Raw genomic sequence first — 12,510 nt, 5'->3', positions numbered from 1 at the left:
AAGCGTCCGACAAGCGTTTCGATATCGCTGATGCATCATCGTCCTCGCGCTGGCGTCGCCCGGCGGCATCGGGGTGCCTTGCCACGCCCCCGCCCGTCATCCAACTGAAGCGAGAATCCTCTGCCGAGATTGGCGCGGTTGCGCCGGATGAGCAACGATCGATCGAGGGAGGGCATTTGCAGAGTTTCCGGCCGCATCAGATCGTCAGCGCCTCACGGGCGAAACGCTTCCTCGAATGCCGAAAAACATGCCGAATCGGCGATGCTTCGACCAGCCTCCCCGGGCACCGGCGTTTCGGCATCTCAGCCGAATAGGATGGCGACAAGAACGATGGTTACGCTATAGCCCCCGAGCTTGCCGGGGCGGAGTGTGCGGATGTCGGAGAAGAATTGGGACCGGGTGCCGATCGACGCACAGAGCATCGACGCGCCCTTGTCGCAGGCGGCAGTCTTTCTGGTGGTCACGGTTGCGGGCGAGCAGGCCGCCCTCGCAAAGGTCTGCTCCGTGCTCGACGGACTTGACGATCTCATCAAGACTGTCGGGTTCCGCGATCTTTCCGCCCGGCTATCCTGCATCGTCGGAATCGGTCGCGAGCTTTGGGATCGCGTTCACTTCGATAAGCGGCCAAAGGAACTGAAATCCTTTACGCGGATCGAGGGAGCGGCCCATGCGGCGCCGTCGACGCCGGGCGATCTTCTTTTCCATATCCGATCGGAGCGGCCCGATCTGTGCTTTGAATTTGAACGTATCCTGCTGGATAATCTCGGCACCGGCGTGACCGTCGTCGACGAGGTTTCAGGCTTCCGCTATTTCGATGCGCGCGACCTTCTGGGCTTCGTCGACGGCACGGCCAATCCGACCGGCCTCGCCCTGCCCGCTTCGGCGCTTGTCGGCGACGAGGATCCCGACTTCGCGGGAGGCAGCTATGTTGTCGTTCAGAAATATCTGCACGATCTCGGCGCCTGGGCACGGACTCCGACGCCTCTCCAGGAGGAAATCATAGGTCGCACGAAAATAGATAACATTGAAATCGATGACGACGACGCGCCACGAAAATCGCACAAATCGCTGGCGACTATCGTCGATGCCGATGGCAATGAGCGCGATATCTTGCGAGATAATATGCCGTTTGGTCGCCCCGGGCAGGGAGAATTCGGAACGTATTTCATCGGATATTCCCGATATCTCTGGGTCACCGAGAAGATGCTGCAGCGGATGTATATCGGCGAGCCGCCGGGCGCTTACGATCGCCTGCTCGATTTCTCGACGCCGCATACCGGCACGACGTTCTTCGCTCCAAGTCGCGCGACGCTGGAAGCCTTTGCCCAGGCGGCTCAGAAGAGCGGCTGAAGCGGCTCCGCCCTCCCGCCCGGCCCCGAAGAAGGAGCCGGGGGACCCTGGTGCCGGGCGCCGGTTTCGAACCTCATGAGGGCGTGGTCTGCTCGCGTGCCAGGACCTTCTGCACGGCCGGATCGGCGGCCAGCCGGTCGTGCAGCGCCTGCACATGGGGAAAGTCCCCGAGCCCCCCGGGCAGCTTGGCCGCCGCCCAGCGGATCATGGGAAAAGCATAGGCATCGATCACGGAGCGGCCGCCGTCGAGGATCCATTCCCGTCCTTCGAGATGCTTGTCGAGGATGCCGAATTGCTTCGCCACCAGCTGCCGGCCGGCGGCAACCACCGCGTTGCGCGCCTCCTCGCTCTGATCCGTCGTGTAGCGGTGCGGCAGGAAGATCGGCCAGAAGGCGGCATGCACGTCGGAGGTGAGAAAGGCGGACCAGCGATGCGCTTCCGCCCTGGCGCGCAGGGAATCGCCCCCCGACAGCCCGGCCTGCGGATGCTTGTGCGCCAGGTAGTCGAGGATCGCGCCGGCCTGGGTCAGGAGCCAGCCGTCATCCTCGCGCAAGGTCGGGACCGCGCCCGCGGGGTTCACCGCCAGAAGCTCCTTGGAGCCGAACTGAACCTTGACCGCCTCATAGGGCGCGCCGATCCATTCGAGAACGATGTGCGGCGCAAGCGAGCAGGCGCCGGGAGCATAGTAAAGGGTGGTCGCCACGATCTTCTCTCCTCGATATGTGTCAGGAAACGCGCGGAGGCGGCATGCCCGCCGCCTCCCGCCACGTCCGTTGCCACGGACGGCCTTCTAGTCCAGCGGCTTCAGATTCGCTTCGATCGAAGCGCGCCGGGGCTCCAGGAACGGCGGCAGCGACAGCCGCTCTCCGAGGCGGTCGAGGGGTTCGTCCACCGCAAAGCCCGGCCCATCCGTCGCGATCTCGAACAGGCTGCCGCCGGGCTCCCGGAAATAGAGCGAGCGGAAATAATAGCGCTCGATCTCGCCGGAACTGCGAACCCCGAGCTGCGACAGCCGCTCGGCCCAGCCGCGGATTTCCGATACGTCCGGGGTCCGAAACGCGACGTGATGGACCCCGCCCGCGCCCTGCCGGGCAGCGGGAAGCCCTGGCTGGACGGCGACATGCAGCTCGGCCGCCGGCCCGCCCTCGCCCATGCGATAGACGTGGACGCGGCCCTCGCCGTCCGGCGACGCATAGTCCCGTTCCTCGGTCATGTTCAGGACGCGTGTCAGAAGGGCGTCGGTCGGCTCCTTCTGCGGGACCGAGATCGTGATCGGTCCGAGGCCGCGGATCTGGTGCTCCGCGGGAACCGTGCTGCGGTCCCACGGATGAGCCGTTCCCGCACCGCCATCGTCGGCCAGCCGGAAGCGTTGGCCCTCCGGGTCCTCGAAATCGAGGCCGGCGCGGCCATCGATGATGGCGACGTCGCCAACCTTCAGCCCCGCCTCGCCAAGGCGCGCGGCCCAATAGTTCAGGCTGTTCTCGCCCGATACGCGCAGGCCCGTGCGGCTGATGGAGCGGGTGCCGCGCCGCTCAGGCGAGGCCGGCCAGTCGAAGAAGGTCAGGTCCGTGCCGGGCGCCGCCTCCCCGTCCGCATAGAAGAGGTGATAGGCGCTGGTATCGTCCTGGTTGACGGTCTTCTTGACCAGCCTGAGCCCGAGCGTGTCGGTGTAAAATCGCCTGTTGGCGGAGGCGTCGGCGGTGATCGCCGTCAGGTGGTGGATGCCGGTGAGCTGCATCGCTCCGCTCCGTTCCATGTTGCGTTGCCGGGAATATCGGCCCCGCCGGAGCGAAATGGCAGTCTTGGACCCGCAGACGCGGTGTTCGCATTCTTCGAACGGCGATATCCGGCCACATCCGGGCGCGCTATGCCGTCGGAATGAAATGGACCATAGACGAGATCAGGACCTTCCTGGACGTGATGGAATCCGGCACGGTGTCGGGAGCCGCCGCACGCGCGAATCTTTCCAAATCCGTCGTCAGCAAGCGCATCGCCGATCTCGAAACGGCGCTGGGCGCGGCCCTTTTCCAGCGCCATGCCGGACGCATCACGCCGACCGAAATCGCCGAGGAACTCGCCGTCAGGCTGCGTCCGGCGCTGGCCGAGATGATCCAGGCCGTGGAAAGCGCGGCCTGGGGCATGGCGGGCCTGCGCGGCGCGCTCGCGATCACGGCTCCCATGAGCCTGGGCATCCGGCATCTGGGCCCGGCGCTGGCGGAGTTTGCGCGCCTGCATCCGAATCTCGACATGGTGGTGGAATACGAGGACCGGATCGTCGACCTTGTGCGCGGCCGTTTCGATCTCGCCGTTCGAATCGGCCAATTGCCCGATTCAGGACTGATGGCCCGCAAGCTCTGCGAAGACCCGCGTGTCATCTGCGCGAGCCCCGGCTATGTCGGGCGGCACGGAGCGCCCGACACCCTGGCCGATCTCGCAGGACACGCCGCGATCGGCTATCTGAACGTCCATTCCGCCCAAACTTGGCAGTTCGTCGGCGAGGCCGGAAACACGGTCGGCGTGCCGATGCGGAGCCGGATCACGGCCAATAACGGCGAGGCGATGCGCGACATGGCGATGGCCGGGCTGGGCATCACGCTTCTGCCGCTCTTCATTGCGCACGAGGCGCTGGAAAGCGGCCGCCTGGTCAGGATCGCGGACCGCCTCAGGCCCACGCCGCTCCCGATTTCGGCCGTGTGGCCTCGCGCCAAGCCGATGCCGATGAAGTTGCGGGCCATCGTAGACCATCTGGCAGACACGCTTTCCGGCCAGCCGTGGGCAGGCTGACGCCGGTCGCCGCGGCCGAGCATAAACCCTCCACGCATTGCGCCCGAACGGTGATTCCCGTGCCTTGGGGGGCGGCTCAGGGCTATCGCATATGGCGCGCCGCAGCCAGGTTCTCCCTTCACACAAAGATGCGATCGGGTTCACATTGCGATTTCCGTCGCGCCATCAAAGCCATATGCGATAACCCTGGGGCGGATTCGGACGTCCAGCAGGCATCGACGCCGCAAAGCCGGAATAGACATTCACGAAGAATATCAGGGCCGGTATGGACCATAGGGCGGTCCTTCGGGGCCGTCCTTCATCCCTGCAATTCGAGCCGGCGCTCGATGCGGCCCAATCTGGCCTGGATCGAGGCGAGCGCTCCGTCCTGCGCCAGCTCTGACTGCATGAAGGCCGCCATGTGGCCCTTCATGCCGCGCATGTCGGATTTCGGGTCCACCATATCGTCGGCCATCTGAGACAGCTTGGCCTGGATGGCCTTCAGCGTCTCGAAGAGCAGTTCGTTGGTCACGTTGTCGCTCATGACTCGAATTATCTCATAGGGGCGGGTCGCCGTCGATAATGGGCAGTCTCCTCGGAACTGAGGAATGGGCGTCGGGTGCAGAAGTCCCATCCGTCTTTCGCGGCCAATGCGCGGGCGAAAAGGCCCTGATCAAACCTGGCGTCCAGTTCATCCCGGAGAACGGGGGCGGGGGTGAGGCTGAGGAAGAGGGGCGAATAGGCGCCAATAAGCCGAGGCAAACTTCCTTTCTACCTGGGGCTGACTCCCAGCGGCTGCACGTACGAAATGCAACCCAAAATGGTAGGAGCAGATGGGAAGGGCTCTCGCGCAACGCGAGCCGCCTGCCTCTGCGAGCGAGATCGAGGCTTTCATAGCCCGATGGTCCGAATGCGAGGGAGGGCAGGAGCGGGCAAACTATGCGCTCTTTTTGATTGGGTTGACCCGGCTCCTCGGCCTTCCTGAACCCGATCCGGCCGGTGCCACGCACGAGCACAACGATTATGTATTCGAGCGCGTCGTGCACAAGCGCCGCCCGAACGGTGACACTAGCGGCCGCATCGACCTGTACAAACGCGATTGCTTCGTGCTGGAAGCCAAGCAGTCGCGCCTCAAGGGCAGGGCAAAGGAACTCGCCGGCCAAACCGATTTGTTCCGCGCCGAGGACGATGCCGGTGCGCTCGCTCGTCCCGGCTGGGACGTGTTGATGCTCAATGCGAAGGCGCAGGCCGAGGACTATGCCCCCGCGCTCCCGACCTCGCACGGCTGGCCGCCCTTCATTCTCGTCTGCGATGTCGGCCGTGCGATCGAGGTCTTCGCCGACTTCTCCGGCCAGGGGAAGAACTATACGCAGTTCCCGGACCGCCGGGGCTACCGCATCCGGCTGGAGGACCTGCGCGAGAAGGCCGTCCGCGATCGGCTCCGGGCCATCTGGCTCCACCCCGTTCCCTCGATCTGGAGAGCGTTCCGCCTCGCATACACCCGTCCGCGCACGTGAGGAACGCCCCCGCCGCGGAGCTCGTTCCCAGAAACGATACCCATCCAGATTCGGATCGGCGAAATCGCGCTCGCAGGGCCGGAGGCCGATCACCTCAATGAGGCTGCCGTTTGTCGGCGTCCCTTGAAATCCCGCGCATTTGTTGGGGTAAATGTTGGGATGGAGACACGGCCCGTTAGAAATATGCGATCAATATCAACTGCTTAGGGGCGCATAACGTGGCGGTGACGGAGGGATTCGAACCCTCGATACGGCTTTTGACCGTATAACGGTTTAGCAAACCGCCGCCTTCAGCCTCTCGGCCACGTCACCCTGAGGGTGGTGGATTAGGGCTTCCCCTCCAGCCGGTCAACAGAAGGCGTCGCCGATCCCGGCCGGGAATGGATGTTGCGGCTGCGCTCGTAATGCTTGGCCATGCGCATGTGGCGGGCGATGGCGTAGTTCATCGCCGTGAGGAAGCCGTAGGTTCCCCGCACGAAATGGCGGCGGCCGATATAGGCTTTCCAGAACGCCGCCTGGAACTCGACGATCACCCGCCAGGCCGGGATGACGACGCCCCGCGCGGCGAGATCGTCCGCCTGCTGGTCGGAATAGCGGTGGAGCTTGGAGATCTGGTCCCCGAGGGAGCGCACGGAGAAATGGTGCAGGACGCCCTTCAGCGAGCCGATCCTCGCGCCCTCGGCCATATCGACCCGGTCGTGCACAGGCGAGGGATTGTAGCGCCCGCGGCTGCGCCGGTAGAGGCGCACCGGGCGCAGCGTATAGGCGAGCCGGTGCGGCTCGCTTTCTCCGGGGAAGATCTCGGCGATGCCGATCCGATAGCCATCCTTGTCCGGCCCGCCGGGCTGCGCGAACAGGGCGCGGATCTCCCTCGCGAGAGAAGGCGGCGCCACCTCGTCCGCGTCGAGGTTCAGCATCCAGTCGTGCCGGCACGATTCCTCGGCGAAGCGCTTCTGCGGCCCATAGCCCTCCCAGTCGCGCCGAATCACCCGTGCGCCGAGCCGCTCGGCCACCTCCACGGTCTCGTCCGCCGATCCCGAATCGACGACGACGAGATCGTCCGTGAGATCGCGAACCGCGCGGATCGTGGCGCCGATCCGATCGGCCTCGTTCTTCGCGATCAGGAAGACGGACAAAGGCAGCGGCGCCGCCGCCACCCCGCTCCCGGACGGATTTCCCGGCAGCGCCCGGCCGTCCTCGCGCCCGCCGCTCAAGCGGCCGGCCCGCGCATGGAACGCATCGCGGCTTCCTCGCCCACTGGAAGAGCGGCTTCGACGGCTGATGTCATGCCTCGGCTCTAGAGCATTTTCGGGCGAGGTGGACCCGGCTCGCGTGAAGAAAATGCGCCTGGGCGAGGGAAAGAGGCGATCTCACCGAGGGCGGAACGGCTCCAGGCTCGTCGCCCCCGCGCGGTTCGTCGATGAGATTTCAGCCGCAGGGGACAACGTGGCCGGATACAGCGGATAGAAGCAGGCATTCAAATCCAGATTCCACGCCCGAGCGTATCGGCTTGACGCGGCACAAGTATTTCTCGCTCCCCTTCCCGGTCTGTTTCGTGGCTCGAAAGGAAATCGTCTCCTCGGGCTCGAAACAAGGTTGACGTTGGAATCTCCGCTGTGATTCCATTGTGCCGCGACGCAAGGGGACTTGGAACGCGGCGCATGGAGCAGTTGCACAATCTCGTGCGCCGCTTCGCTTCCCGGATGCTCCGACAAGGGCGACACATCATGACCGGCGAGATTTTGGGTGGCTGGGCTCGCGGATGCGCGTGCCCGCACGGGCGCGGATTCGCGCGCGCATGCCGGGGACGGGCGGGCGCGGCGTCGCCGACCTTCTCGTGGTCGCGGGAGGCGCGCGCATGATCCTGCCGCTTCTGGCCGAGCCGACGCGTCATCCGCGGGACTGGCCCTATCGCATGGCGATCTGCGGCGCCTACGAGCTTCGCCGCGGCTTCCTTGCGGGCGCCGGCACCCATATCCTGGGCATCCAGCGGCGGAACATGCCTTTCGGCGAGCCTCTCCTGACGCGGGACCGCCATCTCATCCTCGAATTCGACGACGTCACCGATCCCGCCCGGCCGGAGGCGCCGAGCGTGGCCCATCTGGAGGCGGCCATGGCCTTCGTCGACAATCTTCCCGAAGAGGCGGCGCTGGTCATCCATTGCATGCAGGGCGTGAGCCGCTCGACGGCCCTGGCGCTCGGCCTCCTGGCGCGCGAGGTTCCCCCCCTGCGCGCCGGGCATCTCCTGCATTCGCTTCGCCCCTCCGCCTGCCCCAATCCACTCCTCGTGCGGCTCTGGGACGACCTGCTCGGCCTCCGTGGCGAGCTGGTCCAGGTGGCCGAGAGGTTCCCGACCGTCGTCTGGCGGAAGGACGGCTGCGAGCCGCTCCACAGGCGGCTCGCATAAGCTCGGGGCCCGTCCCTCCTTCCGGCAGCCCGCCCGGCTGTGATAGCCGCGGGCTCATGCAGACCACGGACCAGACCAATACGCGGCGCCGGCACGGGCTCGATGCCGAGGACGCCCTCGCCTGTCTGACGGTGCTCTACGACGAGGCCGTACTCAGCCTGCGCGAGTCGATCCGGGCCTATCTGGAGGACGGCACGCGGCCCGAGGCCGCCTCGCGGGAGAGCGGCCTCTTCGCCTATCCCGAGCTGCGCGTCCGCTGGGGCGGGGACGCGCCGGCGGATGTCCCGCCACGCTCCTACGGGCGCTTCTCGAGGCGCGGCAGCTACGCGACGACCGTCACGCGGCCGGACCTCTTCCGATCCTATCTGCTCGACCACCTCCGGCTGCTCCGCAAGGATTACGGCGCGAGCTTCGAGGTCGGGCCCTCGGGACAGGAAATCCCCTTCCCCTACGTCCTCGACACCTCCGACACACGCCTCGTCGGCCTCGACATGGCGTCGCTGGCGCGCTGGTTTCCGACGACCGAGCTGGCGCGCATCGGCGACGAGATTGCGGACGGGCTGCACGAGGCGCCGGGCGACCTGCCGCTCTCCCATTTCGATGCGCTGCGGATCGACTTCTCCCTCGCGCGGCTGCGCCACTATACGGGCACCCCGGTCGAGCACGTCCAGCCCTTCATCCTCTTCACCAACTATACCCGGTATGTGGATGAATTCGTTCGCTGGGCCTGCCGGCAGATCGCCGACGGGACGTCGCGCTATGTCGGCCTCTCCTGCGCCGGGGGAACCGTCATCACCCGCGAAACCAGGGACCCGGAGGCGGTTCTGTCAGGTCTCGCCTGGAAGAACCACCAGATGCCGGCCTATCATCTCATGGCCGCCGACGGGCTCGGCATCTCCCTCGTCAATATCGGGGTCGGACCCTCCAACGCGAAGACGATCTGCGATCATCTCGCCGTGCTGAGGCCGAATGCCTGGCTGATGATCGGCCATTGCGGAGGCCTGCGGCCGAGCCAGCGCATCGGCGACTACGTCCTCGCCCATGCCTATCTGCGCGACGACCACGTCCTCGACGCGGTGCTTCCGCCGGACATCCCGATTCCGAACATCGCGGAAGTCCAGCTCGCCTTGCAGGAGGCGACGCGCAGGGTGGGCGGCATGCCGGGACCCGAGGTCAAGAGCCGCCTGCGCACCGGCACCGTGGTGACGACGGACGACCGGAACTGGGAGCTGCGCTATTCCAAGTCAGCGCTCCGCTTCAACCAGAGCCGGGCCGTCGCCATCGACATGGAAAGCGCCACGATCGCGGCCCAGGGATACCGCTTCCGCGTTCCCTACGGCACGCTGCTCTGCGTCTCCGACAAGCCGCTGCACGGGGAGATCAAGCTGCCGGGGCAGGCGAATCGCTTCTACGAGGGCGTCATCTCCGAGCATCTCCAGATCGGCATCCAGGCCATCGACCTCCTGCGGGCCGAGGGCGACCGGCTGCATTCGCGCAAGCTCCGCTCCTTCGACGAGCCGCCCTTCCGCTGACGTGATCTCTCAATGAGGAGGAACGATGCAATTGGTGCCCAGGAGAGGACTCGAACCTCCACGGCTTGCACCACTGGTACCTGAAACCAGCGCGTCTACCAATTCCGCCACCTGGGCCCGCCGCGAGGCGAGGCGCGTCGTGTAAGCGGGCGGACGCCACGCGTCAATGGTGCAGATGGGCGGCAGCGACGGTTTCCGGCCTCCCGGCATGGGATCGATGCCACGCGCGCCGTGTTGCCGCTTCGCAGCGGACAGGCTCCCGGCAATGGCGTAAGAACGCCTTTCAGGCGCAGCAGACGCCGCGATGGGGCTCTACCGACAATGACGAGATGCCTTCGCCTCGGCCTGGCCGGGGTCGTTCTCGCCGGGCTGGGGGCGTGCTCGTTCGACGCCTTCACCTACACCGTCAGCCGCTACGGGACGGTGAGGCCGGTGAACGTGACCCTGCGCTGCCGCGACACCTACGAGGTGCTCGACCGTCCGGAGGCGATGTCGCTCCTCGTCGGCACCAATCCGCTGAACGAGGCACTGGTCGCATGCATCGACGGCGGGCCGGATGTCGTCACCCGCCAGCGCGAAGTCGCGCGCATCTTCCTGACAGAGAAGACCGAGCGTCCCCTCTGCCGGATCACGGAGGAGCGTGACGTCAACCTCACGCACCGCGAATTCTTCTATAGCTGCCCCGACGACCCGAAGGCGTCGCCCCGCCTCCGGCGCGGGCGGTAGAATCACCCGCCCCGGCGCGCATCGGGCGCGGGGCAGGAATCGGCCTCCTCAGCGCCCGCCCGCATCCGCGAACTGGCGCTCGAGCGCCTTCTCTCCGTCGCGCCGCGCCGCCTCCTCGGAGCGTTGCAGGCGGTCGGACCGCTGAATCAGCTTGCCGTGCCGGCGGATCGTCCATTCGAAGGCGCCGGGGGTTCTTTCCGAGGCCATCACCTCGAGCGTGTAGGGATAAGTGTTCATCCGCGCGCAATGGCACCGCGATCCGGCGATTTCGTGGCCAAGCCGCCCCAATCCGTCACCCGCCCGCGGATTTGACCTCTCCCGTCCGATCGGCCAATGCGCCGCTTTCCCCCGGCCGCCCGGATCCTCCCGTGTCCCACATCGCCCTCCCCGCCCGCCTGGAAGAGACGGCCGCCGCCGTCGAGAGGCTGCTCGACCGGCTCCTCTCCCCCGAGCCGCTGCCGGGCGAGATCGCGCGTCCGGCCCGCGTGGTGGAGGCGATGCGCTACGCCATGCTCGGCGGGGGCAAGCGGCTGCGGCCCCATCTCGTGGTCGAGGCCGCCCGCCTGTTCGGCCGCGAGGACGAGGGCGTGCTGCGGGCGGGCGCGGCGATCGAATGCGTCCACGGCTACAGCCTGATCCATGACGACCTGCCGGCGATGGACGACGACGAGTTGCGCCGCGGCAAGCCGACCGTCCATCGCGCCTTCGACGAGGCGACGGCGATCCTCGCCGGGGACGGCCTCCTGACGCTCGCCTTCGACATGCTGGCCGATGCGCCGACCGATCCCGACCCCGCGCTCCGCCTCGCCCTGGTCCTCGCGCTCAGCCGCGCCTCGGGTCTCGGCGGCATGGTGGGCGGCCAGATGCTCGACCTCGAAGCGGAGGGACGCTTCACGCCGGACGGCAAGCCCCTCCCCGCCGACGAGGAAGGCACGCTGCGCCTCCAGGCCATGAAGACGGGCGCGATTCTCGCCGCGGCCGTGGAGATGGGGGCGATCGCGGGCCGGGCCGCCGATCGCGACAGGCAGGCTCTCGCGGCCTATGGGCGCGCCCTCGGCAAGGCGTTCCAGATCGCGGACGACCTTCTCGACCACGAGGGCGATGCCGCGCTCGTCGGCAAGGCAACGGGCAAGGATGCCGCGCGCGGCAAGGCGACGCTGGTCACCCTGCTCGGGATCGAGCCGGCGCGGGCCCGCCTCAGGGCGCTCGTCGCGGAGGCGCAGGCGGCGCTCGCCCCGTTCGGCGGGCGGGCCGAGGTCCTGCGCGCGACCGCCTCCTTCGTCGCCGAGCGGCAGAATTGACACTGATTCCAGACTTGCGCTGCCGCAAGCGGCCGGGACGGGTTCTCTTTTGGCTCGAAAGGGTGCAGAGGTAGGCCCAAATCCATTCAGGAAGTGGCTCACCTCGTTGGCTGTTTCAACTCCACTGCTCGACCGCGTCGATACCCCCGAAGATCTCCGCCGCCTCCCCGAAGACCAGCTCACGGCCCTCGCCGACGAATTGCGGGCGGAGACGATCGACGCGGTCTCCGTCACCGGCGGACATCTGGGCGCAGGGCTCGGTGTCGTCGAGCTGACGGTCGCACTGCACTATGTCTTCGACACGCCGCGCGACCGGCTGATCTGGGATGTCGGGCACCAGGCCTATCCGCACAAGATCCTGACCGGGCGGCGCTCGCGCATCCGCACGCTCCGCCAGGGAGGAGGCCTGTCGGGCTTCACCAAGCGCTCGGAAAGCGAATACGACCCGTTCGGCGCGGCCCATTCCTCGACCTCGATCTCGGCCGGGCTCGGCATGGCCATCGGGCGCGACCAGCAGCACGGCACGAACAACGTCATCGCGGTGATCGGCGATGGGGCGATGTCGGCGGGCATGGCCTATGAGGCCATGAACAATGCCGGGGCCATGGATTCGCGCCTCATCGTCATCCTCAACGACAACGACATGTCCATCGCCCCGCCCACGGGGGCCATGTCGGCCTATCTGGCGCGACTGATTTCGGGGCAGACCTACCGCTCGCTGCGGGAGATCGGCAAGCAGATCGCCGGCCACCTGCCCAAGTTCGTGGAGCGCGGCGCGGCGCGGGCCGAGGAATTCGCCCGCGGCTTCTGGACCGGCGGCACCCTCTTCGAGGAGCTAGGCTTTTATTATGTGGGCCCCATCGACGGCCACAACCTCGACCACCTGCTGCCGGTGCTGAAGAACGTGCGGGACG

The 12,510-nt window shown here is 66.9% G+C and carries 14 protein-coding genes and 2 tRNA genes; 8 read left to right on the top strand and 8 right to left on the bottom strand.

Translation table 11 applies throughout. The features are described 5' to 3' along the window. The first annotated feature begins 375 nt into the window (after positions 1-375). Positions 376-1,350 carry a Dyp-type peroxidase gene (locus tag PKD06_RS10870; protein WP_324380192.1) on the top strand — a complete coding sequence of 325 codons (975 nt, stop codon included), beginning with the start codon at positions 376-378 and terminating at the stop codon, positions 1,348-1,350. Between the two features lie 73 nt (positions 1,351-1,423). Here the strand turns inward: PKD06_RS10870 and PKD06_RS10865 are convergent, their stop codons facing one another. The 3 genes from PKD06_RS10865 to PKD06_RS10855 form a co-directional block, all read right to left on the bottom strand. Continuing rightward, entirely contained in the window at positions 1,424-2,053 is a 630-nt protein-coding gene (locus PKD06_RS10865) for a glutathione S-transferase N-terminal domain-containing protein (protein WP_324380191.1), read from the bottom strand. Between the two features lie 87 nt (positions 2,054-2,140). Beyond that, a complete protein-coding gene (locus PKD06_RS10860; RefSeq protein WP_324380190.1) occupies positions 2,141-3,088 on the bottom strand; it encodes a ring-cleaving dioxygenase in 948 nt (315 codons plus the stop codon). After that, positions 3,061-3,387, bottom strand: a complete 327-nt coding sequence (locus PKD06_RS10855; RefSeq protein ID WP_324380216.1) for a hypothetical protein — start codon at positions 3,385-3,387, stop codon at positions 3,061-3,063. The genes PKD06_RS10860 and PKD06_RS10855 overlap by 28 nt, the downstream gene beginning before the upstream one ends. On the opposite strand from PKD06_RS10855, the gene PKD06_RS10850 reads away from it, so the two are divergent. After that, a complete protein-coding gene (locus PKD06_RS10850) occupies positions 3,271-4,134 on the top strand; it encodes a LysR family transcriptional regulator (protein ID WP_324380214.1) in 864 nt (287 codons plus the stop codon). The genes PKD06_RS10855 and PKD06_RS10850 overlap by 117 nt on opposite strands. Positions 4,135-4,432: 298 nt before the next feature. Here PKD06_RS10850 and PKD06_RS10845 read toward each other — a convergent pair whose 3' ends face one another. After that, the gene (locus tag PKD06_RS10845; RefSeq protein ID WP_324380189.1) at positions 4,433-4,657 is read right to left on the bottom strand and encodes a hypothetical protein; all 225 of its coding nucleotides are present in this window, start codon (positions 4,655-4,657) and stop codon (positions 4,433-4,435) included. Positions 4,658-4,946: 289 nt separating this feature from the next. Between PKD06_RS10845 and PKD06_RS10840 the strand changes: the two genes are divergently transcribed. Beyond that, entirely contained in the window at positions 4,947-5,630 is a 684-nt protein-coding gene (locus PKD06_RS10840; protein WP_324380188.1) for a type IIL restriction-modification enzyme MmeI, read from the top strand. A gap of 219 nt (positions 5,631-5,849) precedes the next feature. Here the strand turns inward: PKD06_RS10840 and PKD06_RS10835 are convergent. Continuing rightward, positions 5,850-5,942: transfer RNA gene (locus tag PKD06_RS10835), tRNA-Ser, on the bottom strand. A gap of 14 nt (positions 5,943-5,956) precedes the next feature. Continuing rightward, complete coding sequence (locus PKD06_RS10830; RefSeq protein WP_324380213.1) at positions 5,957-6,787, bottom strand: glycosyltransferase family 2 protein; 831 nt, start codon at positions 6,785-6,787, stop codon at positions 5,957-5,959. A 641-nt stretch (positions 6,788-7,428) separates the two neighbouring features. Between PKD06_RS10830 and PKD06_RS10825 the strand changes: the two genes are divergently transcribed. Together PKD06_RS10825 and PKD06_RS10820 are read left to right on the top strand one after the other, a co-directional pair. Further along, positions 7,429-8,037 (top strand): phosphatase, encoded by a 609-nt coding sequence (locus PKD06_RS10825; RefSeq protein WP_324380187.1) that lies wholly within the window; start codon positions 7,429-7,431, stop codon positions 8,035-8,037. A gap of 56 nt (positions 8,038-8,093) precedes the next feature. Then, positions 8,094-9,569, top strand: coding sequence for an AMP nucleosidase (locus PKD06_RS10820; protein ID WP_324380186.1), 1,476 nt, complete (start codon positions 8,094-8,096; stop codon positions 9,567-9,569). Between the two features lie 32 nt (positions 9,570-9,601). Here the strand turns inward: PKD06_RS10820 and PKD06_RS10815 are convergent. Beyond that, positions 9,602-9,686, bottom strand: a tRNA-Leu gene (locus PKD06_RS10815). A 204-nt stretch (positions 9,687-9,890) separates the two neighbouring features. Between PKD06_RS10815 and PKD06_RS10810 the strand changes: the two genes are divergently transcribed. After that, positions 9,891-10,295 (top strand): hypothetical protein, encoded by a 405-nt coding sequence (locus PKD06_RS10810; RefSeq protein WP_324380185.1) that lies wholly within the window; start codon positions 9,891-9,893, stop codon positions 10,293-10,295. Between the two features lie 48 nt (positions 10,296-10,343). On the opposite strand, the gene PKD06_RS10805 is transcribed toward PKD06_RS10810, so the two are convergent. Next, positions 10,344-10,532 carry a hypothetical protein gene (locus PKD06_RS10805; protein WP_324380184.1) on the bottom strand — a complete coding sequence of 63 codons (189 nt, stop codon included), beginning with the start codon at positions 10,530-10,532 and terminating at the stop codon, positions 10,344-10,346. A gap of 131 nt (positions 10,533-10,663) precedes the next feature. Here PKD06_RS10805 and PKD06_RS10800 point away from each other — a divergent pair, with 131 nt between their 5' ends. Together PKD06_RS10800 and PKD06_RS10795 are read left to right on the top strand one after the other, a co-directional pair. After that, the gene (locus tag PKD06_RS10800) at positions 10,664-11,596 is read left to right on the top strand and encodes a farnesyl diphosphate synthase (RefSeq protein ID WP_324380183.1); all 933 of its coding nucleotides are present in this window, start codon (positions 10,664-10,666) and stop codon (positions 11,594-11,596) included. Between the two features lie 106 nt (positions 11,597-11,702). Further along, positions 11,703-12,510: 1-deoxy-D-xylulose-5-phosphate synthase N-terminal domain-containing protein (locus tag PKD06_RS10795; RefSeq protein ID WP_324380182.1), on the top strand; the 808-nt coding region annotated here is incomplete at its 3' end.

This window comes from Enterovirga sp., from assembly GCF_035325185.1.
Taxonomy (GTDB): domain Bacteria; phylum Pseudomonadota; class Alphaproteobacteria; order Rhizobiales; family Beijerinckiaceae; genus Enterovirga.
This window is presented reverse-complemented; position numbering and strand designations above follow the sequence as displayed.

Coding starts and splice junctions, on each gene's coding strand:
- PKD06_RS10870 (WP_324380192.1), top strand. CDS start 376: ATGTCGGAGAAGAATTGGGACCGGGTGCCGATCGACGCACAGAGCATC.
- PKD06_RS10860 (WP_324380190.1), bottom strand. CDS start 3,088: ATGCAGCTCACCGGCATCCACCACCTGACGGCGATCACCGCCGACGCC.
- PKD06_RS10850 (WP_324380214.1), top strand. CDS start 3,271: ATGGAATCCGGCACGGTGTCGGGAGCCGCCGCACGCGCGAATCTTTCC.
- PKD06_RS10855 (WP_324380216.1), bottom strand. CDS start 3,387: ATGGCGCTGGAAAAGGGCCGCGCCCAGCGCCGTTTCGAGATCGGCGAT.
- PKD06_RS10845 (WP_324380189.1), bottom strand. CDS start 4,657: ATGAGCGACAACGTGACCAACGAACTGCTCTTCGAGACGCTGAAGGCC.
- PKD06_RS10840 (WP_324380188.1), top strand. CDS start 4,947: ATGGGAAGGGCTCTCGCGCAACGCGAGCCGCCTGCCTCTGCGAGCGAG.
- PKD06_RS10825 (WP_324380187.1), top strand. CDS start 7,429: ATGCCGGGGACGGGCGGGCGCGGCGTCGCCGACCTTCTCGTGGTCGCG.
- PKD06_RS10820 (WP_324380186.1), top strand. CDS start 8,094: ATGCAGACCACGGACCAGACCAATACGCGGCGCCGGCACGGGCTCGAT.
- PKD06_RS10810 (WP_324380185.1), top strand. CDS start 9,891: ATGACGAGATGCCTTCGCCTCGGCCTGGCCGGGGTCGTTCTCGCCGGG.
- PKD06_RS10805 (WP_324380184.1), bottom strand. CDS start 10,532: ATGAACACTTATCCCTACACGCTCGAGGTGATGGCCTCGGAAAGAACC.